This window comes from Thalassolituus sp. UBA2009, assembly GCF_002335285.1.
Classification (GTDB): Bacteria; Pseudomonadota; Gammaproteobacteria; order Pseudomonadales; family Oceanobacteraceae; genus Venatoribacter; species Venatoribacter alkanivorans.
On sequence record NZ_DDCJ01000055.1, the window covers coordinates 14,046 to 37,929 of the forward strand.

23 protein-coding genes are annotated in these 23,884 nt (G+C 52.5%); 16 read left to right on the forward strand and 7 right to left on the reverse strand.

Going from position 1 to position 23,884, the window contains the following annotated elements:
* Positions 1-65: 65 nt before the first annotated feature.
* Positions 66-1,139 (reverse strand): 3-deoxy-7-phosphoheptulonate synthase, encoded by a 1,074-nt coding sequence (locus tag B3P58_RS05785; RefSeq protein ID WP_145468809.1) that lies wholly within the window; start codon positions 1,137-1,139, stop codon positions 66-68.
* A 71-nt stretch (positions 1,140-1,210) separates the two neighbouring features.
* Between B3P58_RS05785 and B3P58_RS05790 the strand changes: the two genes are divergently transcribed.
* On the forward strand, positions 1,211-2,140 hold the full coding sequence (locus tag B3P58_RS05790; protein ID WP_286716472.1) for a DUF72 domain-containing protein: 930 nt from the start codon (positions 1,211-1,213) through the stop codon (positions 2,138-2,140).
* 13 nt (positions 2,141-2,153) lie between these two features.
* On the opposite strand, the gene B3P58_RS05795 is transcribed toward B3P58_RS05790, so the two are convergent.
* Both B3P58_RS05795 and B3P58_RS05800 read right to left on the reverse strand, forming a co-directional pair.
* On the reverse strand, positions 2,154-2,333 hold the full coding sequence (locus B3P58_RS05795; RefSeq protein WP_186435878.1) for a helix-turn-helix domain-containing protein: 180 nt from the start codon (positions 2,331-2,333) through the stop codon (positions 2,154-2,156).
* 121 nt (positions 2,334-2,454) lie between these two features.
* The gene (locus B3P58_RS05800) at positions 2,455-3,228 is read right to left on the reverse strand and encodes a sulfite exporter TauE/SafE family protein (RefSeq protein ID WP_145468807.1); all 774 of its coding nucleotides are present in this window, start codon (positions 3,226-3,228) and stop codon (positions 2,455-2,457) included.
* 134 nt (positions 3,229-3,362) lie between these two features.
* Between B3P58_RS05800 and cysB the strand changes: the two genes are divergently transcribed.
* Complete coding sequence (gene cysB, locus B3P58_RS05805; RefSeq protein ID WP_145468806.1) at positions 3,363-4,337, forward strand: HTH-type transcriptional regulator CysB; 975 nt, start codon at positions 3,363-3,365, stop codon at positions 4,335-4,337.
* A gap of 57 nt (positions 4,338-4,394) precedes the next feature.
* On the opposite strand, the gene B3P58_RS05810 is transcribed toward cysB, so the two are convergent.
* Positions 4,395-5,120, reverse strand: coding sequence for a phosphoadenylyl-sulfate reductase (locus tag B3P58_RS05810; protein ID WP_286716473.1), 726 nt, complete (start codon positions 5,118-5,120; stop codon positions 4,395-4,397).
* A 244-nt stretch (positions 5,121-5,364) separates the two neighbouring features.
* On the opposite strand from B3P58_RS05810, the gene thrH reads away from it, so the two are divergent.
* The gene (thrH, locus tag B3P58_RS05815; RefSeq protein WP_225692763.1) at positions 5,365-5,982 is read left to right on the forward strand and encodes a bifunctional phosphoserine phosphatase/homoserine phosphotransferase ThrH; all 618 of its coding nucleotides are present in this window, start codon (positions 5,365-5,367) and stop codon (positions 5,980-5,982) included.
* A gap of 111 nt (positions 5,983-6,093) precedes the next feature.
* On the opposite strand, the gene pabB is transcribed toward thrH, so the two are convergent.
* On the reverse strand, positions 6,094-7,452 hold the full coding sequence (gene pabB / locus B3P58_RS05820) for an aminodeoxychorismate synthase component I (RefSeq protein WP_349676570.1): 1,359 nt from the start codon (positions 7,450-7,452) through the stop codon (positions 6,094-6,096).
* A 357-nt stretch (positions 7,453-7,809) separates the two neighbouring features.
* Here pabB and B3P58_RS05825 point away from each other — a divergent pair, with 357 nt between their 5' ends.
* The 7 genes from B3P58_RS05825 to B3P58_RS05855 all read left to right on the forward strand — a co-directional run bounded on the left by B3P58_RS05825 (position 7,810) and on the right by B3P58_RS05855 (position 15,682).
* Entirely contained in the window at positions 7,810-8,739 is a 930-nt protein-coding gene (locus tag B3P58_RS05825) for a DUF6160 family protein (protein ID WP_230332076.1), read from the forward strand.
* Positions 8,740-8,874: 135 nt separating this feature from the next.
* Entirely contained in the window at positions 8,875-10,122 is a 1,248-nt protein-coding gene (locus B3P58_RS05830; protein WP_286716474.1) for a DUF6160 family protein, read from the forward strand.
* Positions 10,123-10,309: 187 nt separating this feature from the next.
* The gene (locus B3P58_RS05835; RefSeq protein ID WP_225692761.1) at positions 10,310-11,260 is read left to right on the forward strand and encodes a C39 family peptidase; all 951 of its coding nucleotides are present in this window, start codon (positions 10,310-10,312) and stop codon (positions 11,258-11,260) included.
* Positions 11,261-11,287: 27 nt separating this feature from the next.
* The gene (locus B3P58_RS05840; protein ID WP_286716475.1) at positions 11,288-12,355 is read left to right on the forward strand and encodes a transporter; all 1,068 of its coding nucleotides are present in this window, start codon (positions 11,288-11,290) and stop codon (positions 12,353-12,355) included.
* A 51-nt stretch (positions 12,356-12,406) separates the two neighbouring features.
* Positions 12,407-14,056: an OmpP1/FadL family transporter gene (locus B3P58_RS05845; RefSeq protein WP_286716476.1), complete on the forward strand. Its 1,650-nt coding sequence runs from the start codon at positions 12,407-12,409 to the stop codon at positions 14,054-14,056.
* A gap of 11 nt (positions 14,057-14,067) precedes the next feature.
* Positions 14,068-14,853, forward strand: a complete 786-nt coding sequence (locus tag B3P58_RS05850) for a DUF4124 domain-containing protein (RefSeq protein WP_286716477.1) — start codon at positions 14,068-14,070, stop codon at positions 14,851-14,853.
* On the forward strand, positions 14,834-15,682 hold the full coding sequence (locus B3P58_RS05855; protein WP_286716478.1) for an alpha/beta fold hydrolase: 849 nt from the start codon (positions 14,834-14,836) through the stop codon (positions 15,680-15,682). Before B3P58_RS05850 ends, B3P58_RS05855 begins: the two co-directional genes overlap by 20 nt.
* 15 nt (positions 15,683-15,697) lie before the next feature.
* Here B3P58_RS05855 and ppsR read toward each other — a convergent pair whose 3' ends face one another.
* Positions 15,698-16,519, reverse strand: a complete 822-nt coding sequence (gene ppsR / locus B3P58_RS05860) for a posphoenolpyruvate synthetase regulatory kinase/phosphorylase PpsR (protein WP_145468797.1) — start codon at positions 16,517-16,519, stop codon at positions 15,698-15,700.
* A 123-nt stretch (positions 16,520-16,642) separates the two neighbouring features.
* Here ppsR and ppsA point away from each other — a divergent pair, with 123 nt between their 5' ends.
* Genes ppsA through rraA form a run of 4 tightly spaced genes read left to right on the forward strand, consistent with a single transcriptional unit; the run spans position 16,643 to position 21,222 of the window.
* The gene (gene ppsA, locus B3P58_RS05865; protein ID WP_286716479.1) at positions 16,643-19,012 is read left to right on the forward strand and encodes a phosphoenolpyruvate synthase; all 2,370 of its coding nucleotides are present in this window, start codon (positions 16,643-16,645) and stop codon (positions 19,010-19,012) included.
* Positions 19,013-19,984 carry an alpha/beta fold hydrolase gene (locus tag B3P58_RS05870; protein ID WP_286716480.1) on the forward strand — a complete coding sequence of 324 codons (972 nt, stop codon included), beginning with the start codon at positions 19,013-19,015 and terminating at the stop codon, positions 19,982-19,984.
* Position 19,985: 1 nt separating this feature from the next.
* The gene (locus B3P58_RS05875; protein ID WP_286716481.1) at positions 19,986-20,672 is read left to right on the forward strand and encodes an oxidoreductase; all 687 of its coding nucleotides are present in this window, start codon (positions 19,986-19,988) and stop codon (positions 20,670-20,672) included.
* Between the two features lie 58 nt (positions 20,673-20,730).
* Positions 20,731-21,222 (forward strand): ribonuclease E activity regulator RraA, encoded by a 492-nt coding sequence (rraA, locus tag B3P58_RS05880; RefSeq protein WP_145468793.1) that lies wholly within the window; start codon positions 20,731-20,733, stop codon positions 21,220-21,222.
* A 104-nt stretch (positions 21,223-21,326) separates the two neighbouring features.
* On the opposite strand, the gene B3P58_RS05885 is transcribed toward rraA, so the two are convergent.
* Positions 21,327-22,610: an FAD-dependent oxidoreductase gene (locus B3P58_RS05885; protein WP_230332086.1), complete on the reverse strand. Its 1,284-nt coding sequence runs from the start codon at positions 22,608-22,610 to the stop codon at positions 21,327-21,329.
* 192 nt (positions 22,611-22,802) lie between these two features.
* On the opposite strand from B3P58_RS05885, the gene B3P58_RS05890 reads away from it, so the two are divergent.
* Complete coding sequence (locus tag B3P58_RS05890; RefSeq protein ID WP_145468791.1) at positions 22,803-23,471, forward strand: GntR family transcriptional regulator; 669 nt, start codon at positions 22,803-22,805, stop codon at positions 23,469-23,471.
* The coding region (locus B3P58_RS05895; protein WP_286716482.1) for an isocitrate lyase/phosphoenolpyruvate mutase family protein at positions 23,468-23,884 on the forward strand (417 nt) is incomplete at its 3' end. The genes B3P58_RS05890 and B3P58_RS05895, both read left to right, overlap by 4 nt.

Consider the following 23,884-nt stretch of genomic DNA (forward strand, 5'->3'; position numbering starts at 1 on the left):
TTCTCCGCCTGGTCAGCATAAAAAAACCCGCATCAGCGGGTTTTTTTATGCGCGCCGGATGTTGATCAGGCGTTACGCTTTGGCAGTACGTCTTTCAGTTTATTGCGCATGCTGCGGATGGCTTCCGCTGTTTCGTCCCAGCTGATGCAGCCATCGGTAACTGACAAACCGTATTCCAGATCGTCGAGATTGGCCGGGATGTTCTGGCGGCCATGTTTCAGATTGGATTCCACCATCAGGCCGATAATGGATTTGTTGCCTTCCAGAATCTGGTTGGTGACATTATCCATAACCAGAGGCTGTAACGCCGGGTTTTTATTGGAGTTTTCATGGCTGCAGTCAACCATGATGTTCTGCGCCAGATCGGATTTCGCCAGCGCCTGTTCGGCCAGGGAAATATTCACTGAGTCGTAGTTCGGCTTGCCGCCGCCACCACGTAAAACCACGTGACCGTACGGGTTACCCTTGGTCGATACGATGGATACTTTACCGCCCTGATCAATACCCAGGAAGCGGTGCGGGTTGGCAACCGACATCAGGGCATTGGTTGCAACGGTCAGGCTGCCGTCAGTGCCGTTTTTAAAGCCAACAGCAGAAGACAGGCCAGAGGCCATTTCACGGTGAGTCTGGGATTCGGTGGTGCGCGCACCGATGGCTGACCAAGTGATCAGATCCTGCAGATATTGCGGAGAAATCGGGTCCAGAGCTTCGGTAGACAGTGGCAGGCCGAACTCGGCGAGATCAATCAGCAGGCGGCGGGCAATGTGCAAACCGTCCTGAATCTTGAACGTATCGTTCATGTACGGATCGTTGATCAGACCCTTCCAGCCGACGGTGGTACGCGGCTTTTCAAAGTAAACGCGCATTACCAGATACAGGGTGTCGCTGACTTCTTCGGCCAGATCGCGCAGGCGTGCTGCATATTCTTTGGCGGCTTCTACGTCATGGATGGAGCAGGGACCAACGACGATAAAAATGCGGTGGTCTTTACGGTCCAGAATATCGCGCACGACCTGGCGGCCTTGCTGTACGCTGGCAACAGCGGCTTCGCTGCTGGGCATGTCGGTTTTAAGTTGTTCCGGGGTGATCAGCGGAACAATCGACTCAATATTGAGATCTTCTACGCGATTGTCAGTCATTCTGCTTCCTGATTGTGGGCGAATGTGGGCGAATGTGGGCGAATGTAATTCTGTTACAATGATGCCCGATTATGACAAATGATAACCCGCTTGCACATCCATTCCCGCTGACAGATGCACGCAATTCTGCGCAATTGTATCTGGGCCTGCCTATGTGGTTTATGCCGGACTGGAAAGGAAGGCTGCTGAATACCCATTGTGGTGCCGCAGACGCGCTGAGCAGTTATTCGCAGGTATTCAGCTCAGTGGAAGGCAATACCACCTTTTATGGGCTGCCATCTGCTGATCGGGCAGAGCGCTGGGCGCGGCAGGTTCCTGAACATTTCCGCTTTTGTTTTAAAGTGCCGAAAAGTATCAGTCACGCAGACGATATTCCCCGCCAGCTGCTAAAAGAAGGTCCGTTGCTGGCGGATTTTATTACTCCGCTGCGTGAGCGTATTGGTGTGCTGTTACTGCAATTGCCGGCCAGTTTTACACCTCAGCGCAGTGCAGAGCTATTTTCCGCGCTGGAAATACTACAACGGCTGGTAAAGCTGCCGCTGGCGGTTGAGTGTCGCCATCCGGGATTTTTCCTCAAAGATCAGCATGAAGTGACGTTGTTGCAGGAGTTAAAGCGGCTGGCGGTTAATCGGGTTGTCTTTGACAGCCGTGGTTTGTTCCGGGATGGCTCGATAACAGACGCGGTTATTCATGCGCAAAGTAAAAAGCCGCGCCTGCCGGTGCATCCTCTGGCAACGGCACAGAATCCCGTTGTCCGTTTTATCGGCCATTCAGACTGGCAGCAGAATCTGCTGTATCTGCAACAGTGGCAAACTAAAATTCAGCAATGGCTGCGCGAAGGCCGGTCGCCATATTTCTTTGTGCATACCGCCGGGAATCATGATTGTCCGGAGTTCGCACGTTATCTGGTTAAGTTCTGGCAGGGTACTATGGTTGATTGGCCGGGAGAGGGGGCCGGAGGCAATTCCGCTGCAGGAAATACAGCGGATTTGTTTGCTTAAGTTGCTGCCGGGATCAGCGCAGCTTGCTTTGCAGTTCTTTAAATTTCATTACTTTTTCGGCTTCGAATACCCAGGTGCCCTGGGTCTCTTCGCCGTCAAGCAGACCCTCGCGGGCATAGCGTTTTACCGTGACGGGTTTGAGTTCAAGAATTTCCGCAACTTGTTCCAATGACAGTTTTTCCGATGTGCTCACAGATATCCCTCCGTATTTTTCTGTAAGCCTAGACCGGATTTCTCCGGGTGTTGGCGGAATTAAGGAAATGTCAGGTGAAAAACAAGAGGGTGAACATTTCCGGTACGCACCTGGGCAGGAATCAGAAGAATGCGTATTTGGCTCCCAGCATCAGCAACAGGCTGGCAAGTATGGGCTTTAACAGTTCATCCGGCATTTTTCGGCTCAGGTGGCTGCCAACATGGATGGCTGGAAGAGAGCCGATTAACAGCGCGCCGAGCAGGGCGAAATCAACATTACCCAGATACATATGGATAAAGCCGGCACACAGTGTCAGCGGCACCGCGTGAGCAATGTCGGTGCCGACAATGTGGGTTGAACGCAATGCAGGATAAAGCAGCATCAGAATGGCGGTGCCAATGGCGCCTGCGCCAACCGACGATAGCGTAACGAATACGCCGAGAAAAACACCCATAACAAAAGTAGCCTGAGGTCGCCATCTGGCCCAGTTGCGTGAGCTGGCTCTGCTGGCCCATTGCTGGATCTGTTTGCGCAGCAGTATGACCACCGCCGTGAGCAGCAGCATGATGCCAAGGGCATTGCGCAGCAGGTGGGCGTAGTTTTCCGGGTGTTGGAACAGATATTCAAGCAGCAGGCCGGTCAGGAGCGCACTGGGAATGCTGCCCAGTGCCAACAGTTTTACTAAGGCCCAGCGGACATGACTCTGTCTGTGGTGGCTCCATGCGCCTCCTGCTTTGGTAATGCCGGCATACATCAGATCGGTACCTACGGCGACCTGCGGCGGGAAGCCAAACAGCAACAAAAGCGGGGTCATCAGAGCGCCACCGCCAATGCCTGTCATGCCAACAATCAAGCCAACGCCAGCGCCAGCTGCTATATATAACAAAATATCCATGAAATATGGTCTAAAGTAGTACAGGAGGCTCTAAGAGAGGCGATTGATGCTAATGTAGAGGGTGGCATCTATTCTGGAAAAGAATATTTGTTTATATTTTTATAACAAATACTGAGGTTTGGCAGGGAGGAATTATGAAATTGCAGCAATTGCGATACATCTGGGAGGTAGCGCATCACGACCTCAACGTGTCGGCAACAGCCCAGGTGCTGTATACCTCGCAGCCGGGCATCAGTAAGCAGATCCGTCTGCTGGAGGATGAGCTGGGGGTTGAGATTTTTGCCCGCAGCGGCAAGCACCTTACCCGCATCACTCCTGCTGGCGAGGCCATTTTGCAGGTGGCTGGCGAAATTTTGCGCAAAGTTGAAAGCATTAAACAGGTTGCGCAGGAGTTCAGCGATGAAGCCAAGGGCAGTCTGTCCATTGCGACGACGCATACTCAGGCACGTTATGCGCTGCCTGGCGTAATCGAGAAGTTTATGCAGCAGTATCCGGATGTTTCCCTGCACATGCATCAGGGGACGCCGATGCAGATTGCAGAAATGGCCGCCAACGGCACGACCGATTTTGCTATTGCCACCGAAGCGATGGAGCTGTTCGGCGATCTGATTATGATGCCGTGCTATCGCTGGAACCGCAGTATTCTGGTGCCACGCACGCATCCGCTGGCGCAGCACCCAAGGCCGACGCTGGAGCAGGTGGCGGCTTATCCATTGGTGACCTATGTCTTCGGCTTTACCGGCCGTTCCAAGCTGGATGATGCCTTTAAGAGCCGCGGCCTGACGCCACGCATTGCCTTTACTGCGGCCGATTCCGACGTTATCAAGACCTATGTGCGTCTTGGTGTCGGTGTGGGTATTGTTGCCAGTATGGCGCTCGATAAAGAACTGGATGATGATCTGGTGGCACTGGATGCCAGCCACTTATTTGCGTCCAGCGTGACCAAAATTGGCTTCCGTAAAGGAACCTTCCTGCGCGGCTATATGTTCGATTTTATTGCCGCCTTTGCGCCGCATCTTACCCGCGATCTGGTTGAGCGGGCTGCACAGTGTCATAACAAGCAGGAAATTGATGAACTGTTTGCCGGAGTGACTTTGCCGGAGCATTGATGATTTATTCCTGTCACAAAAAAGCCGCTCAGTGAGCGGCTTTTTTGTTGTCTGGCATCAGCCCTTGCTGATGATATTACCGGCGTGCAGGCCACATTCTTTGTGGCCGGCGCCTTCCCACCACCAGCGGCCTTCACGTTCGTGCTGGTTGGGCAGGGTTGGGCGGGTGCAAGGCTGGCAGCCGATGCTGACAAAACCCTGTGCGTGCAGCTTGTTGTAAGGCACGTCGAATACTTTGATGTATTCCCACACCTGGGCTGAGCTCCACAGAGCCAGTGGGTTGTACTTGGTCAGCTCACCGTTGCGCCCCTGAAAAGCACCATCGGCTTCGACCAGTTGCACATCGCTGCGCGTGCCGGGGCTCTGATCACGGCGCTGGCCGGTGATCCAGGCGTCAAGTGTCGCCAGCTTGGCTTTCAGGGGAGCGATCTTACGTACGCCGCAGCATTCCTGATGGCCATCTTCGTAGAAACTGAACAGACCCTTTTCGCGCACGAAGTTCTGCAATGCAGCTTGCTCTGGCGTACGCACGTCGATGCTGATGTTGTAGTGTTTGCGTACCGCTTCGATAAATTCGTAGGTTTCAGGGTGCAGGCGGCCGGTATCCAGAGTGAAAATTTCGACATCAGGCTTAATTTTTACGGCCATATCGATCAGTACAACGTCTTCGGCACCGCTGAAGGATACTGCGATTGCATCGTGATTTTCGATGGCGTGGCGGATCAGATCTTTCGGGCGCTTGTCGGCAAATTGCTCATTGAGAGCGGTAAAATCCTGGGTCATGGTTCTGGCCTAATCGGTTGCTGTGGGCCGGCGTTTTCTGTTGGCTTGCGCTGATGGCACCAGGGCAGACGCCGTGCATTCTTTGTAGTGGAGATTAGCATGGCATTTTTAGCTCAAATAATAATAAAAAAGAATATTATTATGCCGCTATTATGGTGTGTATCTGCAGGGATGTTGTCAATCGGGGTGCATATGGCTAGAGTACGCGCCGAATAACAGTCTTCTGTCTAATTGTGGAGTATTCATGGAAATCGCGTGTCTTGACCTTGAGGGTGTACTGGTTCCGGAAATCTGGATTGAGTTTGCCCAAAAAACCGGTATCGAAGAGCTGAAGGCAACGACGCGCGATATCCCCGACTATGACGTGCTGATGAAACAGCGCCTGCGCATTCTGGATGAGCATAACCTGAAGATTCAGGATATTCAGGAGGTGATTGCCACTCTGAAGCCGCTTGAGGGTGCGGTGGAGTTTGTTAACTGGCTGCGTGAGCGCTTTCAGGTGATTATCCTGTCGGATACCTTCTATGAATTCTCTCAGCCGCTGATGCGCCAGCTGGGTTTTCCGACTCTGTTTTGCCACCGTCTGATCACCGACGAAAGCGGCCGTGTGGTTGATTACAAACTGCGTCAGGCTGATCCTAAGCGCCAGTCAATCCGTGCGCTGCAGACTATTTACTACCGTACCATCGCGGCTGGTGACTCATACAACGACACTACTATGCTGGCGGAAGCCGATGCAGGCATCCTGTTCCATGCGCCACAGAATGTGATTGATGAATTCCCGCAATTTCCGGCCGTACACACCTATGAAGACCTGAAGAAGGAATTCATCAAAGCCAGTAATCGCGATCTGACTCTCTGAGCATAAAACGCTCAAAAGCAGTAAAAACAACAATGCCGGCAGTTGCCGGCATTGTTGTTTCTGGAGGGTATCTGATGTCTGGAGGGGGTGGAAAAGGGGGCAGGTAAAGGCTCAGAGCGGCGTGTTCAGAATACGGCCTACTTTGCTGTGAATCTCCTGCCATTCATCTTCCCAGGTGGAATCCATCACGATGCCACCACCGCCCCAGCAGACGGCTCCGTTTGTAGTTGCAGCGATGGTGCGGATAAGAATGTTGAAGTCAGCATGGCCGGCATCATCGAAGTAGCCCAGAACGCCGCAATAAGCTCCGCGTGATTCGTGTTCCAGCTCATCAATAACCTCCATGGCCCGGCGCTTGGGTGCGCCCGTGATTGAACCGCCGGGCAGGGCGTCAAAGATCACATCCACTGCGTGCTGGTCGGGGCGTCTGGTTGCTACGATGGTGCTGACCATATGATGCACATTGGCGTGGCTCTCAATATCAAACAGCTTGGTCACTTTGACTGAGAAGGGTTCGGCGCTGCGGCTCAGATCGTTGCGCAGCAAATCCACAATCATCAGATTCTCGGCACGGTTCTTGGGGCTGTTGGCCAGCCACTGACGATTGTGTTCGTCGGCTTCGGCCGTTTCACCCCTTGCAATGGTGCCCTTGATTGGCTTGGTTTCGATACGGTCACCATCAATGCGGATAAAGCGCTCCGGGCTGACGCTGAACAGTGTCTGTGCCGGTGTTTTCAGATACGCCGAAAAGGGTGCGTTGAAGGTTTGCAGCAGTGATGCCGGGTTGTGGTTGGTAAGGTCTGCCTGGCAATGAAAAGGCATTGCCAGGTTAACCTGATAGCAATCACCGGCTACCAGATAATTACGCGTAGCGCCGAAGGCCTGCTGATATTGCTCCTTGCTCCAGCCGCCCTGCCATTGCTGCTGTGGGGATGATGGGTTATCTGTTTTTCTGAGCTTCTGTATGGCTGCCTGAATGTGATTGATAAAAGGAATCGTGACTGTGTCGGGCAGATTGTGTGGATTCTGCAGATTGCAGCTGTTTTCAGCAAAATCCAGATAAATACTCAAGGGGTAGTGAAAAAACTCTGCAAGCGGGGTAGTTAATTGCGATGCAGGCAGCCCCTGCAGAACCCTGCCGGCCTCGTAGCTTAGGTAGCCCGCCCAGCCGCTACAAAAAGGCGCTGTTACTGGCGAGGAGTGTGGCCGGTTGCGGTTGCTTGCTGAGTGTTCCCGAATGGCTTTGCGTATCTGCTGGAGATCCTGCTTGTTGCTGGCTGTCAGTGACTTGTCAGGAAGGCAGGTAAGTACCGCTGTGCTCTCCTCTGAATTGCTGGATTGGGCGTTTTGCGACACATTTGATTGATGACTGCCCCGGGATTTGCCGGAAAACATCAGTATTGGATTATCCAATAAGTGGCCTGACAGGAGGGCTTCCAGGGCAGAGAAGGGTAGTTTTTTGTGTATCATTTCAGGCCAGTTTTTTAAGGTGCATTTAAGTTTAAGTTATTGAATTATAAAGGATATTAAGGGGTTCTTAGCAGAAAGTACCAGTGTCGTAATGGGGAGTTGGGTTAGTGCGTGTAATTAATTGTAAAAAAGTGGTGGACAACACCAAACCCCCATAATAGATTGTTCAACAATTCTCCGGGCAGTTACGAATTGCCTGAACAGAAATAAGAATAAAGAAAACTGTAATCAGAAACCAATTTTAAAAAATTCACAGAGATTGTACCGGGTGGGGCTGTAACGGCCTGACGGTATGGGATCGGTGATAGGGCACGGAAAATGCCCGGAAACCTAAGAAAAATAATCAGGAGTGTGCACATGAAATTCCTTAAGAAAGCTTCTCTCGCCGCGGCTATCGCAGCAGCATCAATCTCTGCTCAGGCAGAAATGGTTGCTCTGGATGACGCTACTATGTCTGCAACCACCGGTCAGGCTGGTGTGACAATTGAAATTGAAATCGGTGGTTCAGGTATCTCTGTTGGTGAAATTGAATACACCGATGAAGGTTCTGTATCCCTGCAAAACCTGACTGTAAACAATGTAACCAACCTGACTCAGACTATCGATGTTGATGCTAGCGGTAACCTGCTGCTGGGTATGTCTGGTGTTACTGGTATGCAAATCGCGTTGGGTGATACTGCTGCTGACACTACTGGTCAGTACAGTGCGGTAGCTCTGCGTAGCACTGCAGGTGAGACCACCGAGCTGGTTAATAATCTGGATATGACTCTGAATCTGGGTGCTTCTACCACCACAATCGCCAACTTGGCAGCTGCTGGCAATGCTGCTGCGCTGGGTATTACTGGTGATGCGGCTACTGGCTCAGTTGCTATTCTGGCGAATACTTCTCTTGAAATTACCGATATGAATGTCGGTGCATTTGGTTATACCGTGCAGCAGGCAGAGACTCGGGCTGATGCTGCTGCTTACGGTGGTAACGGTAACGGTGTTATTGATGGTGCTGAGCAAACTACAGCTGACGCATTGGCAAATGGCTCGGCAGTTCAGATTTCTGGTCTGAAGTTCTACGGTACTGGTGGTGTTGGTACTGCAGCTACTATCGAGCAAACCATCTGGGCTAAAGGTGGTGATGCTTCTCAGGGTGGTGGTGTTTATATTCAGATGGGCCAGATTGCTGGTACTCTGGATATCGCCGGAATCAGCATGGGTGGTGCTTCAATCGGTTCTGTTAAAGTTTCCGATATTAACCTGGCTGGTATGACCCAGCGTATCTACGGTCACAACTAAGTTTTGCTTGGTTTGTCGTAAAAAAAGAAACCCGCTTCGGCGGGTTTTTTTTGCTCTAATATTGTTTTGTCTTTCTTTTGTAAATTTATTTTTTTAATATCTGCGTTATAAATTTAACAATAAATGGAAGTAGGGATGCTCAGAAATAAATTAGCCCTCGCGGTTGTATCTTTATGTTCTTCTTTTCATGTTTATGCCGCTGCAATGCAGGAATTGAGTGATCAGCAGATGTCTGGTATTGCCGGGCAGGCTGGTGTCACTATTGAAATTGATATCGACTCTTCAGGTGTTTCGGTTGGCGAAGTGGAATACAGGGATGAAGGGGCTGTTGTTCTGCAACATATTCAGATCAGTGATGTAAATAACCTGACGCAAACTATCGATGTGGACTCGAATGGTAATTTAATCATTGCTCATGGTGAAGTTTCTGGTATTCAGCTCTTGGTTGGTGATAGCGCGGTTGACACTGATGGAAAGTACAGTGCTGTTGCGCTGAAGAGTGTTGCTGGTGAAACGGCTGAGCTGGTCAATGATATCTCGATGACGGTTGATCTGGGTGCCGGAAGTACCACGGTTGTTAATATGGCTGAGGCTGCAGGTAATGCTGCATTGATTGCGGACCTGCCTGTGGCGGCACGCTCCGGGTCTGTCGCTATTCGTTCGTCTGGCTCACTTGAAATCACCGGTTTTGATATGGGCCTCTTTGGTTATACCGCACAGCAGGCGGCTGATCGTGTGGGTATTAATTTGAGTGGTCAGAATCTTGGTCAGTTTTCTGCCGCGGCACAGTCGGATTTGACTCAGGCTCAGGATCAGCTTGCTACCGCTCAAACGAATCTGGGGAGTGCGCAGACTCTTCTTGGCTCGACTCAGACGACCTTGCAAAATGCCGTTGTGGCTGATGGTTTTTCGGTATCTTTTGCTGCTGACGGATCGGTTCAGGAAATTCGTGATTCGGGTAATGCGGTTATTGATATTGCTTCATCAGCCTATTCTGCAGATGCCGCAGCTGTTGATTCGGCAGCGGCCGATGCCATTCTTGCTGGAAATGTTGTGACTGGTGCTCAGCAGGGTGTTGTTGATGCGGGTGCTGTTGTTGATGCTGCTGATCTGGCAGGCAATCTGGCCAATGGTGCTGCAGTGAAGGTTCGTGGTCTTAAATTGTATGGCGCGGCAGGCGTTGGTAGTAAGGCTGTTATTGAGCAGACTATCTGGGCTAAGGGTGGTGATGCGGCTAGTGGTGGTGGCGTTTATATTAATATTGGTCGCTTTGATGGGGTTCTTGATGTTGCGGCTGTGGAGGTTGGTGGGGCCTCTCTGGGTGGGGTTAAGGTGAGGGATATTGACCTGAGTGGAATGACTCAGCGTATTTATGGCCATTAAAAAAGATCTCCCCAGAAAAAAAACCCGCTAAGGCGGGTTTTTTCTGTTTCAACGGTTCGAAAAGGCCGGAAAAGAAACGAAATTGACACTTTTTGTGTTGGTCGTTTGTGTGATTTTATGTAACATGAGCTTCGACTCACCATAACAATAACAAGTAATAAGTCGGAGGGGCCTCAGGCCATCATCTGTGTTTATCATTCTCCTAGGTTCCATTATTGGCTTCGCCATGGTTCATGAGCTGGCTATTGTGAACGACCGCCAGCAGGGTGATGCCTTTGTTCGCGTGGCCGTGAACGAGCCTTATCAGTATGATCAGCTGGTAAATGTTGAGCCTCTGTCCGTTAAAAAATTCAATAACGTTGTGCGCCAGGCGTATGACTATTCCTGCGGCTCTGCTGCACTGACCACATTGCTCGACTTTTATTTAGGACGTAACTTTCAGGAGCGTCAGGTGATGGAAGGCCTGCTGCGTTTTGGCGAGACTGAACGCATTGTTCAACGTCGTGGTTTTTCACTGCTGGATATGAAGCGTCTGGTTACCGCGCTTGGGCATCCATCTGGTGGGTTCAAGGCTGAGGCCAAAGATTTACTGGAGTTGGATCACCCGGCGATTGCGCCGATCGAATATGCTGGCTTCAAGCACTTCGTGGTTATTCGTGCCGTCTATGAAAACCGTGTGTACTTGGCTGATCCCGCGTTAGGCAATATCAGTTTTACACTGAGTCGTTTTCTTGAAGTCTGGGATAATAACGTATTGTTTATTGTTTTCCCTAACGGTCACAAACCGGCCAGTGGGCTGGAGTTGCGCGAAGAAGATATGCGCTATGTTTCTGATTTTATTATCGCGGAAAACAGCTATAAGGAATTTCCGCTGATGGCTATGAAATATGAAGATGCCATCAGTAATCAAATTGCCTCTCTGAGTAATAATGCTAAGTCCTCGTTTGTTCCTCGACTGCTTCCTAAGGACAATGAAAATGATCCGGATGTGGCCATGCGTGATGAAGACGGCAATGTGCTCTATACAATCGATTTGGACTATGCAGCTGACGGTGTGAATTCGGATGAGTTCAATGTCAGAGTCACCAATGATCCTAATGAAAGCCTGGTTAAAGAACTGCGCTTCAGAAGAAAATAATAACGATACGGGATTTAAGGAAAATTCATGTTTATTCGAACCACGCTGATCTCGCTACCGCTGCTGCTTGCATGGGGGGCTAATGTTCACGCTGACCAGGCTCAGGATTTGTCAAAAGCCCGTGAGGCGTTGACCAAACAGGATAGCGATGCTGACACCGAAAAAGCACTGGAAGAAGTGTTTGAGGCGGCAGAGAAAAATTATTCTCTGCTGAAACGGGGGGGCGTGGCACTGAATTATAACTTCGATTACAGCTACTATGGTGATCAGCGTATTGATCTGGTTATTGAACCCAATCTGGATTCGGAGGGTCAGCCGACAGGGTCGTCGTCGATCCGCAATGCGGATGTATCACCAGTAGCAAGTCATACTTTTACCAACGCCTTTACCTTTGATTATGGTTTGTTCAATAACCTGACGCTGAGTGCCCGCCTGCCTCTGGTTGCCAAATTTGAAACCGAAGATGAACTGACCGCTTACGCACTGGGTGATATCAGCGGCTCGGTACGCTGGCAGCCTTACGAATATGTTCCTGGACAGATGAGTCAGACAGTTTTTGGTTCGCTGAAGCTGAAAACCGGTGATAGCCCCTATGAAATTGATCTGAATAGAAACTTGTCCAGTGGTTCGGGGACTTATAGTCTGAGTGGTGGTTTGAGTGTATCCAAAGTGCTCGATCCGGTTGTGCTGTTCGGATCGGGTAGCTACGGTTATAACATGCCGGAAAAAGGTCTGAATCAGGTGCGTGGCAGCTCGATTCTGGAAGAAGTACATCCTGGCAACAGCTTGTCGTTCTCCATGGGGTTTGCTTATTCACTGTCGTACGATGTGTCATTAAGCGCCTCATTTCAGGGCTCTTTTAATGATCGCACCCGTTTCCAGCTGTACACACCGGCTACGGGTGAAACCCAGAGCTCCATTGCTGGCAGCCAGATGAGTGGCATTATGAACTTTGCGTTGGGTGTTCGTGTTTCACCTAAAACCATTGCCAATATTAACGTTGGTTTTGGTATGACCGAGTTATCTCCCGATATCATCCTTGGATTATCGTTACCGATCGACATTGAGGGTGTGAAACCTTCGTCTGGTAGCTAATAGCCTATGGCTTCTATAACGATAAAAATAACAGGGTTTCGGCGAAGCATTATGCGCATTCTTTTCCTATTTATTTTTCTGGTGCCAGGATTGGCCAGCGCACAGTTGGCTCAAAACCTGTTTCTGGATACCAAAGCCATGTCGCTGGGTAATGCTGTTACAGCAGACCCGGTCGGAATTATGGATATTCATTTTAATCCGGCGGGTCTGACTAAGCTTGAAGGACGGCAGATCCAGGTTCAGCTGATGAACATCCTGTTGTCGTCTGAGGCGACCTTCAGTCTGCCCGACGATTATGATGCCGATCAGGCGGGGCTTCTGGATATCAGCAAAGACCCTATTCTGGGTAGTGATGGTCGTGCTGAAAGTCAGGCAACAGCGGCAGCCTATATTCCAGGTATTGGCCTTATGCCGATGACTCTGCCGGTGCTCACATTGCCAACCGGTGGCGTGTCTATTCAGCCACCGGGTTCAAAATTCACCTTTGCCAACGCTGTGTATGCGCCAATGGCGGCAGGTTTTGCCAAGGACGATAATGATCCCGGGCGCTACCAGGCCAAGCAGGTTGCACTGCAGCGATTTACTTATTTATCGCCATCGTTCGGTTATAAAGTAACCGACGAATTCTCGGTGGGTGCCAGCTTTCTGTTTTCCCATCAGGCGGTTGCGGTTGTGCAGGATATTCGCGCGCCGAGTGTTTTGATTGGTGTGCTTGAGCAGCTACAGAATGCCTTTGGTTGTTTTGATGAAGCAACAGGTGAGCCAACCGGTAATGATCCTCTGGCACCATTGATTACACTTTGTGGTGGTAAGGTGGGTCCTTATGAAGACGTGGGCACACTGAAGATTATTACTGAAGAAAGCCTGTCACCATCTTTTAATCTTGGCTTTCTGTGGGAACCGGCAGATTGGTTTGCCTTTGGTGTGGGTTATCAGAGCGAGGCAGTATCTCGTCTGAAAGGTACTTATGATCTGGAGTATACCGATGAATTTTCCGGATTCTTCCGTACCTTCCGCTCTTCGATTATTGGTGCCATTGGCGGAGCTATTTTCTCGCTACCGACTGGTGTCAAAAAAGAAAGTGGCCATGTTTCCACTGAGCTGACTTATCCGCAGCATTTTCAGACCGGTGTTAAATTACGCTTCCTGGATGATTTCCAATTAAACATGGATGCGGGCTGGACCGACTACGATAAATGGGATGCTCTGGAATTTGAGTTTGATCGTCAGGTAAGTTTCCTTAGCACGGCTAAAACTCTGGCGCCAACACTGGTAACGGATACGTCCTTGCGTCAACCGCTGAACTATAAAAGCGTCTGGAGTTTTGGCTTTGGTATGCAGTACGACCTGAACTCACGTATCAAACTGCGTTTGGGTTATGAGCCGCGTAAAAGCTCAATTCCGGATGATTCGCGCAGTATTCAGGCACCGCTGGGTTTTGCCAAGCTGTACAGTGTGGGTATGGGGTATCAGTGGGATCTGGATACGGTAGTGGATTTGTCACTGAGTTTCATGCAGTCTAAAGAAACCATTCTCGCCGATCCTCAGAATGCTGAGTCTACCGGCGAATACCCTAATTCAAGTGATGCCATTAACCGTAACTGTCTGACATGTACCGTAACCAACCCTTATCCGGGTCTGGATGTAGACACCAAGCTGACCATCGGTGCAGCAGGTATCAGCTTCCGTACCAAATTCTGATTCTGCTCTGCTTGGCTCTGGCATTTCCTGCCGGGGCTGAGCAGGAGTATTTCACCTGGGTGGATGAGCAGGGGCGCATCCATAACAGCATCAAACCTCCTTCTGAAAAGTCTGAAGATCTTCCGCAGGCAAGTAATGCGCAGGAAAGTGATTTTTTGACGGAAGAAGAATTTCAGGAAAAACTGGCAAAAGATAACGCCGATAATCCTCCTTTTTATACCTGGATTGATGCGCAGGGGCGTCTGCAAAGTCAGGAAATTCCTCAGGTTAATATCGAGGTTGAGGAGCTTACTCAGTTGCAGGCGGCGGATCATTCACTGCTGCCGCCACTGCGTGTAGCAGCTGAGATAAGGGATGCCGGTTGCTGTGCACAATATGCTCATCTGTTTAAAGAAACGATTCCGGAATATGATTCGGTTGTTTTTTCACAGCCACAAATGTCGGTTCCTTTCAAAACCCGCTCAGGCGATAAGCCTGCATGGTATTTTCGCCTGACAGGCAGTAATGGTGCCGCACGCCGCGCGCTGAATCTGTATTTGCGTGGAACCGATGAGCCAGAGAAGGGAGCTGCTACGGTTGCGCTTATCGCATTGAATAAGCAGCTCCAGCCGTTGTATTTTATTCCGCAGCTGATTACTCAAAGTTATCTGTCTACCTGGCGTTCTGAGGCTTACCGGGAAAGTCTGGTCAGTATTCTTGATACTGAGGTTTCTGCATTCATTATTTATTTTCCTGAATCCGTGCCAGCTTCCGCTTCGCTGCAGGTAGAATGGATGCATGGAAAAACATCAGATTAATTGCCGTACTTCAGGCTGCGAGCAACATGCGCTCCTGCTTCAGTACCCGTCTTTACGCGAAACTTCTGCGCCACGCCGTTTATTGTTACTTCACGGCGCCGGTGTGCCGGGCGAAGTGACCTGGACCTATGTGGCGAATTACCTCCATGAGTGGGATGAGATTCTAATACCGGACTTTGCCGGTATGGGGCGTTCCCGGTTTCTCGCGGATACCCCGCCGCGTCTGAGTGACTATGTACTTCAGATCCGCGAATTGTGTGAAGCGCTCGACTGGACGGAATTTGATATCGCCGGCTATTCCTTTGGCGGCATGGTTGCGGTGCGTTATTTGCAGCAATATGGTTCGCGGGGCTTATGTTTTTTGCTGGAGCCGGCGATGCTGTTTTCGGCTGACTGCGGCAAAATACGGCAGAAAGCGGATGATTATCTGACCGTTGCCGACCGGGTTGAGCAGAATCCGCAGGATGTGGATGCTTATTTCACTTTCCTGAATTCGGTATCTCCGCAGCGTGCGCGAAATGACAAAGTTGACCGGCTGACGATTGCGCGCTTACAGGAAAATGCTCAGGGCTTTGCTCAGGCATTGCGTGCGGTCAGTCAGATGTTGCTGGACGACTGCGCAACTTACGCGGGCTGGATCGCACCCTGGCCGGGCATCAGTTTTGTCGGTGGATTGAGCCATGCGACCATGCTTGGCCGTCATCGTTTGCTGGCAGAGCAAAGTGCCGACTGGCAATGCCATGTGGTGGATAACGCTGATCACAGCCTGGTGTTTACCAAGCCGCGCACCATTGCCAAAGTGATGAATGAGCGTCGCCAGCGGGGCTGACGACGCATATTTTGCTTAGCTCTGCAGGCGACGCTGCAGACCTGTTTCGGCCATGATGCGGGTCGAAATTTCCTCGATTGAACGGTCGGTGGTGCTCAGGAACGGAATCTGCTCGCGCTGATACAGCATCTCAACTTCATCAATTTCGTGATAGCACTGCTTAAGTGACGCGTAACGGCTGTTGGCGCGGCGTTCATTGCGGATGGCGGCCAGCCGGTCCGGGTCGATGGTCAGGCCAAACAGTTTGTGGCGGTGTTGTTCCAGGCTGTTGGGCAATTTCAGGTCGGCCATATCTTCTTCGGTCAGCGGATAGTTTGCCGCTTTAATGCCAAACTGCATCGCCAGATACAGGCAGGTTGGCGTTTTTCCGGAGCGGGATACGCCCACCAGAATAATGTCGGCTTCGGCATATTGGCGGGTGCGGGCGCCGTCGTCGTTATCCAGGGCAAAGTTTACCGCATCGATGCGTGCCAGATAGCTGGTGCTGGTTGTGGGCGAGTGGGATTTACCCACACTATAGGACGATTCAACCTGCAGTTCCGCTTCCAGTGGTGCGAGGAAGGCGGCAAAAATATCGATCTTCAGGGCGTTGGCTGAGTCGATAATAGTGCGTATTTTTTTATCGACAATGGTGTCGAACACAATGGCCGGAGCGCCGCTGTTTTCCGCTGCCAGGTTAATCTTGGCTACGGCTTTCTCAGCCTTCTCGATTGAATCGATATACGGCAGGGTGATGCGTTCAAATTCAATGGCTTCAAACTGAGCCAACAGACTGTTGCCCAGCGTTTCGGCGGTAATGCCGGTGCCGTCGGAGATAAAATAGGCGGTTCGCTTCATGTGGAAATTTGTTCCCTCTGCCCTTAGTATTACGCAGCCGTTCGCCGCAGCAGGCGATTTTAGGTGATTATGTCCTGTGTGGCGAGACAGAACACAGGCGTTGGACATTACAGGAGAAAGACGTTGACAGATTACGTACTCTGGTTTGATCAGGTATCCATGGGCGATGTCGAGCGGGTAGGTGGTAAAAATGCCTCGCTCGGTGAAATGATCAGCAACCTGACCAGCGCCGGAGTTTCCGTGCCCAACGGCTTCGCCACCACCGCCGATGCCTACCGCGAATTCTTAAGTTACGAAGGTCTCGACAGCCGCATTCAGCAGGCGCTGGATGATCTGAACGTCGATGATATCCGTGCCCTGACCGAAACCGGCGCCAAAATCCGCAACTGGATTCTGGACGCACCGCTGCCGCCGCAGCTGGAAGCCGATGTCCGTACCGCTTTCGCCAAACTGCAGGAAGGCAATGAGGCAATGGCGGTTGCTGTACGTTCTTCCGCAACCGCAGAAGATTTACCCGATGCATCCTTTGCCGGTCAGCAGGAAACCCACCTGAATATCGTCGGTATTGATAACGTCCTGCATGCCATCCGCGACGTATTTGCCTCTTTATTTAATGACCGCGCAATTGCCTACCGTGATCATCAGGGCTTTGACCACCACAAGGTGGCACTGTCGGCCGGCATTCAGCGCATGGTGCGCTCTGAAACAGCCTCCAGCGGTGTGATGTTTACCCTGGATACTGAATCCGGCTTCGATCAGGTGGTGTTTGTCACCTCGTCCTATGGTCTGGGCGAAACCGTGGTGCAGGGTGCGGTAAACCCGGATGAATTCTACGTTCACAAGAACAACCTGACGGCCGGACGCCCGGCAATTCTGCGCCGTAACCTCGGCGCTAAAGCCATTAAGATGGTGTACAACAAAGAAGCCGCCGTTGGTAAGTCGGTAGAAACCCAGCGTGTTGACCGTGAGCTGCGCCAGGTCTTTTCGGTAACCGACGCCGAGGTCGAAAATCTTGCCCGTCAGGCGATGATTATTGAAAAGCACTACGGCCGTCCGATGGATATCGAATGGGCCAAAGATGGCGATGATCAGCAGCTGTATATCGTTCAGGCCCGTCCTGAAACCGTCAAGAGCCGCGCCAGCAAAAACGTGATGGAGCGTTACCTGCTGAAAGAAACCGGCAGCGTGCTGGTTGAAGGCCGTTCCATTGGCCACCGCATCGGTAAAGGTAAAGTACGCGTCATTAAAAGCATCGATCAGATGGATCAGGTGCAGGAAGGTGATGTACTGGTTGCCGATATGACCGACCCGGACTGGGAACCGGTAATGAAACGCTCGGCGGCTATCGTTACTAACCGTGGCGGCCGTACCTGTCATGCCGCGATCATTGCGCGCGAGCTGGGTATCCCGGCGGTGGTTGGCTGTGAAGATGCCACCTCCAAGCTGCAGGATGGCCAGGATGTTACCGTTTCCTGTGCGGAAGGCGACACCGGCTTTGTTTACGAAGGCGCACTGGATTTTGATATTCGCACCAACAGCGTCGATCAGATGCCGGATTTGCCATTCAAAATCATGATGAACGTCGGCAACCCGGACCGCGCCTTCGACTTCCAGGGCCTGCCGAATGCCGGTGTGGGCCTGGCGCGTCTCGAATTTATTATCAACCGTATGATCGGTGTGCACCCGAAAGCCTTGCTGAATTTCGACAATCTGCCGGAAGAAGTGAAGCCTACCGTTGAGCGCCGCATTTCCGGCTATGCCGGCCCGGTGGATTTTTACATCGAAAAACTGGTGGAAGGTATTTCAACGCTGGCGGCGGCATTCTGGCCTAAGCGCGTGATCGTGCGCCTGTCTGACTTTAAATCCAACGAATACGCCAACCTGATTGGCGGCCGCCTGTATGAGCCTGAGGAAGAGAACCCGATGCTGGGCTTCCGTGGTGCGTCGCGCTACATCTCGAAAAACTTCCGTGACTGTTTCGAGCTTGAATGCCGGGCGATGAAAAAAGTCCGTAACGAAATGGGCTTTACCAACGTCGAGATCATGGTGCCCTTTGTGCGTACCGTGGGCGAAGCCGAGCAGGTTGTTAACCTGCTGGAAGAAAACGGCCTGAAGCGCGGTGAAAATGATCTGAAGCTGATAATGATGTGCGAGCTGCCAGCCAACGCCATTCTGGCCGAGCAGTTCCTTGAGTTCTTTGATGGTTTCTCCGTTGGCTCCAACGACCTTACTCAGTTAACCCTGGGTCTGGACCGTGATTCCGGCATCATTGCGCACCTGTTCGATGAGCGTAATGAAGCCATTCTGGCATTGCTGGAAAATGCCATTAACGCCTGTAAGAAAGCCGGTAAATACATCGGTATCTGTGGTCAGGGGCCATCGGATCATCCGGACTTCGCCAAGTGGCTGATGGAGCATGGCATCGACAGCGTGTCGCTGAACCCGGATTCCGTGCTGGATACCTGGTTCTTCCTGGCGGACAAAAATTCCTGAATGAAAAGCAGCAGTGAATTATTTCCGGTGAGCCTGCTCAGAGCGGATGTTCTGGGCGATCTCACCGAAGACGTTTATCTGGTAAAACACAACCGCGATCCGGACCGCAGCGTCCAGATCGCGGTTTCGCATCTTGGCCTGCGCTCCCGTGGCGGACACAGTGGCCAGCCACTGGTTCTGCTGCACGGCAGTTTCACCAACCGCGGCTTCTGGCTGTCCGATAAGGGCGAAGGATTGGCGCGCTATCTGCTGGAGCAGGGGTTTGATGTCTGGTTGATGGAGCAGCGTGGTCATGGCCTGTCACCGCGTAATCACGATTATGTGCGCAATACGCTGGAGCGTTATGTGCTCAGCGATATTCCGGCGGTGAACGATTTTGTGCACGAACAGAGCGGGCAGAAGCCGGTCTGGATCGGTCATTCGCTGGGCGGTGTGATTATTTCCAGCAGTGTGGCTGCCGGTCGCCTGCATGCGGATAACAGTCGCGCCATGGTGCTGCTGGGTACTCAGGTGGTGCGCCGGCCCTGGTATCTGTGGCTGCCACTGACCAGTCTGGTGCTGCGCATGCTGGTAAAAAGCAAAGCCGAGCTGGATGGCCGTAAGCTGGGCATCGGCCCGGAAAATGAGCCCGCTGGTCTGGTGAATGAATATCTGGCGCGTCACAGTCTGTTTGGCCGCTGGCAGATCCGCAGTGAAAAGCTCAGGCTGCTGCCAGCCTGGAAGCAGGGGGCTGATTTGCCGTTGCTGGCGGTTGCCGCGGCGGCGGATAAATCCGACCCGGCGAAAGCCTGTCTGCGCTTTGCTGCCCTGTATGGCGGTGCGCAGAAAGACAATCTGCTGCTGGGCAAAGCGGAAGGTTTCAGTCGCGATTATGGCCATGTCGATATGGTGGTCAGCAAAGAGGCGGCGACGGAAGTCTGGCCGCGTATTCAGCATTGGCTGAATCAGCTTGGCCAACAGGCTGGCGCCTGAGATGGGCACGCGGCGCCTGTTGCTGGCCGGCGGTACCGGACTGATTGGCCGTGCCTTGCTGGACAATCTGTTGCTGACGGATTGGGCCGGGTACATATTGTTGCCTGTGCGTCAGCCACAGCAATGGTGCGCTGCATATCCGCAACTGGCGGCAGATAAGCGCATTCAGGTGCTGACTTATGATGAGCTGTTTGCCAGCCAGCAGCCCGTTGATCTGATGTTCTGCGCGCTGGGTACGACCCAGACCAAGGCAGGTAAGGCCGGATTGCGTCAGGTGGATTATCAGCTGGTTGTCGATTGTGCGTCCTGGGCTAAACAGCAGGGCGCTGAACTGGTGTCGGTGGTTAGTGCGCTGGGCGCCAACCGCCGTTCGCCATTTTTCTATAACCGCGTCAAAGGCGATATGGAGCAGGCGCTGGAACAGATGGATCTGCCCCGGCTGCAGATCTGGCAGCCGTCGCTGTTGCTGGGCGAGCGCGACGAGTTTCGCTTAGCGGAACACCTGAGTGGCTGGATATTACGCCTGCCGCTGTTTGGCAATGTACAGGCACTGGCGGGTGAGCGTATTGCCCGCGCTATGATTGCGGCGGCTTCAGTGTCTGAATCTGGCTCTGAGTCTGAATCTGGCCCCGAATCATCCGTTATGCGCTATCGCGTGCGTGACATTAAACGTCTGGCCAGAGCCTGATCCGGCTTAGGCAGACAACAGAATTTTATTATCCTCCATCACAAGTAAGGACAAAGAAATGACTCAGTACGTAACTCCGGATCTGTGCGATGCCTACCCTGAACTGATTCAGGTGGTTGAGCCAATGTTCAACAACTATGGTGGCAACGAGTCTTTTGGTGGCGAAATCGTTACCGTTAAGTGCTTTGAAGATAACTCCAAAGTCAAAGAGCTGGTTGATACCGACGGCAAAGGCAAAGTGATGGTTGTGGACGGCGGCGCCTCCATGCGTCACGCGCTGCTGGGCGATATGCTGGCTGAAAAAGCGGCGAAAAACGGTTGGGAAGGCATCATCGTTTACGGTTGCATCCGTGACGTCGACGTTATCATGCAGACCGATCTGGGCGTTCAGGCGCTGGCGACTCACCCACTGAAAACCGACAAGCGCGGCCTGGGTGATGTGAACGTTACCGTTAAATTCGGTGGTGTTGAATTTGTACCGGGTCACTTCGTGTACGCCGACAACAACGGCATCATCGTGTCTCCTCAGGCGCTGAGCATGCCGGAGTAAGACGCTGAACATGCCGGAATAAGGCGGCCTCACGCGCATCTGAGAGCGAACAAAAAAGCCGGCATTGCGCCGGCTTTTTTGTGTCTGGGATTTGCTGTGGTCAGCTACCAGGCGCGTGAACTGCCAATCAGGTGCGCTACGCGCAGAGAGCTTTCAACGGCACCGTCGAGCAACGGAATGCCATCGCACAGATAAGAGCCGGTCAGCAGAATACGCTGGCTGGCGTCCTGGCGGCGCAGCTCGCGTACCGCCTGACGGCTCTGCAGGGTAACCAGTGGCCGGCTGAAAGTAACATCGGCGAGCACACTTGACGGATTGGCCGCACGCAGCGGGTTCCACACCTGCAGAATGGCCGGGCCGTTGCGCAGATGACCAATGGCTTTGGCCAGATCGACGGTGGCTTCCGGGCGGTTTTCGTCACCCGGTAAGAAATAACTGACCGGCGCCAGCGGCATCAGGCTGGCGGGCAGCAGTGAAGTATCGGTGTGCAGCTGCATGCGTGATTCAACCACCGGGATCTGCTGCAGTTGCTGGCAGCGTGGCTGGGCGCTGGGCAGCTTGCTGAGGATCTGGCTGGCGTGATGCGGCTGGGTGGCAATAACCACGCGGTCAAACACAGCGGTTTGTGCGCCGCTGCAGACGCGCACGCCGTGATTGTCTTCTTCTATATGGTCAATGGCCGTTGCGGTACGCAGGCTGACGTTGCTTTCCAGCAGGTGTGCGACCACCTCATCAACTCCGCCACTGGCGCGCATCAGGCCGTCTTTCATTACACCGCAGGTCAGGTAGTTGATCAGAATGTCCGCCGGGTAGGCCAGTACGTCGTCGTAGTCACAGGTGCACACGGTCGCCAGTGCCGGCAGCAATATCTGGCGGCAGTAATCGTTGTCGAGGCTGTGCTGCTGCAGAAAACTACCGAAGCTCTGCTGATCCGTATCCGGACTGTGTTTATGTTGCTGCAGCGTGTTGAACAGGTTGAGGTGCTGGGCGAGCAATGGGCCGTTCAGCAACTTGGGGAAGCTCAGGCTGCGCTTGCCCAGCTGCAGGTTGCCGTAATGAAAAAACAGGCGGTTATCGGCATCGGCATAAGCGGCGGCATGGTCGGTGGTTTCAGTACGCACGCCGGCATCGCGGTACAGGCGCAGCAGGCTGGGATAGTACGCCGGAGTGAAAACCCGCAGAGGAATATCAATGGATGTGCTTTTGTCAGCCCAGGGAATGTCTACGCTGTAGATGCCCATACCCGGCTTCGCGGCGCGTTCATAGAGCGTGACGTCGTGGTTGCGACTCAGCAGCCAGGCGGCGCTCAGGCCGGCAATGCCGGAGCCAATAATGGCGATACGCTGGCGATTAATGGGAGTGGATGGAGCGGCGGGTTGGGCAGGCATGAAGGCACTTTCCTGTGAAATCTGCGCCGAGGTTAGCGCAAAGCCTGGGCAGATCCCAGAGTTTGCGCTGTCAACTTTGCTGTTTTATTGGCTGCCCTCGATGATTGTATACAATCTTAGTCTTAATTCGCTTGAAATATGATTTTATCGGCGTAACCTAGCCAAACTTAAAGAGTATTGTAGACAAAGCTGATGAATGATAACCAAACGCTGGCCGACAAAGTGTTCGCGGAACTGACTACCGCCATTGTGCGTGGTGAGTTGCGTCCGGGCACCAAATTGTCGGAGCAGACCCTGGTTGAGCGTTATGGTGGCAGTCGCGCGCCGATGCGCGAAGCCATTCAGAAGCTTGAAGCCCGTCATCTGGTGGTGCGTATTCCCCATGCCGGTGCCCGCGTGGTATCGCTGAGTCTGGCTGAGCTGCGGGATATCTACGAAGTGCGTCTTGAGCTGGAAAGCATGGCCTGCCGTCTGGCAGCACTGCGCATGAGCGATGACGAGATTCAGGAGCTGTACGGCCTGCTGCAGGAGCATGAAGCCTCCATTGCGGCTGAGCAGGGGCAGGCCTATTACCAGAAAGCCGGTGATCTCGATTTTCATTACCGCATCATCAAAGGCAGTCAGAATCACCGTTTACATCAGATGCTGTGCGGCGAGCTGTACCACATCGTGCGTATGTACCGCTACCAGACCAGTACCAGCGCCAAGCGCCCGCTGCAGGCACTGCAGGAACACCAACGAATTGTTGAAGCTATCTCGGCGCGTGATGCCGAGCTGGCTGAATTACTGATGCGACGTCATATCCAGGCATCGCTGACCAATCTGGAAAATCGATTAGCTGAAGAGGAGGGTCACTCATGACTCCAGGTCAGAAATTCCGTAAAGCACTGGCGGATAACAAACCGCTGCAAATTGTCGGCACCATTAACGCTTACGCGGCGATGATGGCGGAGCGTATTGGTCATCAGGCCATTTATCTGTCGGGTGGCGGTGTGGCAAACGCCTCTTACGGTCTGCCGGATCTGGGTATGACCTCGCTCAATGACGTGGTGGAAGACGTGCGTCGCATCACTTCTGCCAGCAGCCTGCCATTGCTGGTTGATATCGACACCGGCTGGGGCGGCGCGTTTAACATCACCCGCACTATCCAGCAGATGGAAAAAGCCGGCGCTGCAGCCGTGCATATTGAAGATCAGGTGATGCAGAAGCGTTGTGGTCACCGTCCGAACAAAGAAATCGTCTCTCAGGCGGAAATGGTTGACCGTATCAAAGCC

What these genes read in the sequence shown, in the direction of transcription:
- B3P58_RS05785 (WP_145468809.1), bottom strand. Translation starts at nt 1,139, where the DNA reads ATGACTGACAATCGCGTAGAAGATCTCAATATTGAGTCGATTGTTCCG.
- B3P58_RS05790 (WP_286716472.1), top strand. Translation starts at nt 1,211, where the DNA reads ATGACAAATGATAACCCGCTTGCACATCCATTCCCGCTGACAGATGCA.
- B3P58_RS05800 (WP_145468807.1), bottom strand. Translation starts at nt 3,228, where the DNA reads ATGGATATTTTGTTATATATAGCAGCTGGCGCTGGCGTTGGCTTGATT.
- cysB (WP_145468806.1), top strand. Translation starts at nt 3,363, where the DNA reads ATGAAATTGCAGCAATTGCGATACATCTGGGAGGTAGCGCATCACGAC.
- B3P58_RS05810 (WP_286716473.1), bottom strand. Translation starts at nt 5,120, where the DNA reads ATGACCCAGGATTTTACCGCTCTCAATGAGCAATTTGCCGACAAGCGC.
- thrH (WP_225692763.1), top strand. Translation starts at nt 5,365, where the DNA reads ATGGAAATCGCGTGTCTTGACCTTGAGGGTGTACTGGTTCCGGAAATC.
- pabB (WP_349676570.1), bottom strand. Translation starts at nt 7,452, where the DNA reads ATGATACACAAAAAACTACCCTTCTCTGCCCTGGAAGCCCTCCTGTCA.
- B3P58_RS05825 (WP_230332076.1), top strand. Translation starts at nt 7,810, where the DNA reads ATGAAATTCCTTAAGAAAGCTTCTCTCGCCGCGGCTATCGCAGCAGCA.
- B3P58_RS05830 (WP_286716474.1), top strand. Translation starts at nt 8,875, where the DNA reads ATGCTCAGAAATAAATTAGCCCTCGCGGTTGTATCTTTATGTTCTTCT.
- B3P58_RS05840 (WP_286716475.1), top strand. Translation starts at nt 11,288, where the DNA reads ATGTTTATTCGAACCACGCTGATCTCGCTACCGCTGCTGCTTGCATGG.
- B3P58_RS05845 (WP_286716476.1), top strand. Translation starts at nt 12,407, where the DNA reads ATGCGCATTCTTTTCCTATTTATTTTTCTGGTGCCAGGATTGGCCAGC.
- B3P58_RS05855 (WP_286716478.1), top strand. Translation starts at nt 14,834, where the DNA reads ATGGAAAAACATCAGATTAATTGCCGTACTTCAGGCTGCGAGCAACAT.
- ppsR (WP_145468797.1), bottom strand. Translation starts at nt 16,519, where the DNA reads ATGAAGCGAACCGCCTATTTTATCTCCGACGGCACCGGCATTACCGCC.
- B3P58_RS05870 (WP_286716480.1), top strand. Translation starts at nt 19,013, where the DNA reads ATGAAAAGCAGCAGTGAATTATTTCCGGTGAGCCTGCTCAGAGCGGAT.
- B3P58_RS05875 (WP_286716481.1), top strand. Translation starts at nt 19,986, where the DNA reads ATGGGCACGCGGCGCCTGTTGCTGGCCGGCGGTACCGGACTGATTGGC.
- rraA (WP_145468793.1), top strand. Translation starts at nt 20,731, where the DNA reads ATGACTCAGTACGTAACTCCGGATCTGTGCGATGCCTACCCTGAACTG.
- B3P58_RS05885 (WP_230332086.1), bottom strand. Translation starts at nt 22,610, where the DNA reads ATGCCTGCCCAACCCGCCGCTCCATCCACTCCCATTAATCGCCAGCGT.
- B3P58_RS05890 (WP_145468791.1), top strand. Translation starts at nt 22,803, where the DNA reads ATGAATGATAACCAAACGCTGGCCGACAAAGTGTTCGCGGAACTGACT.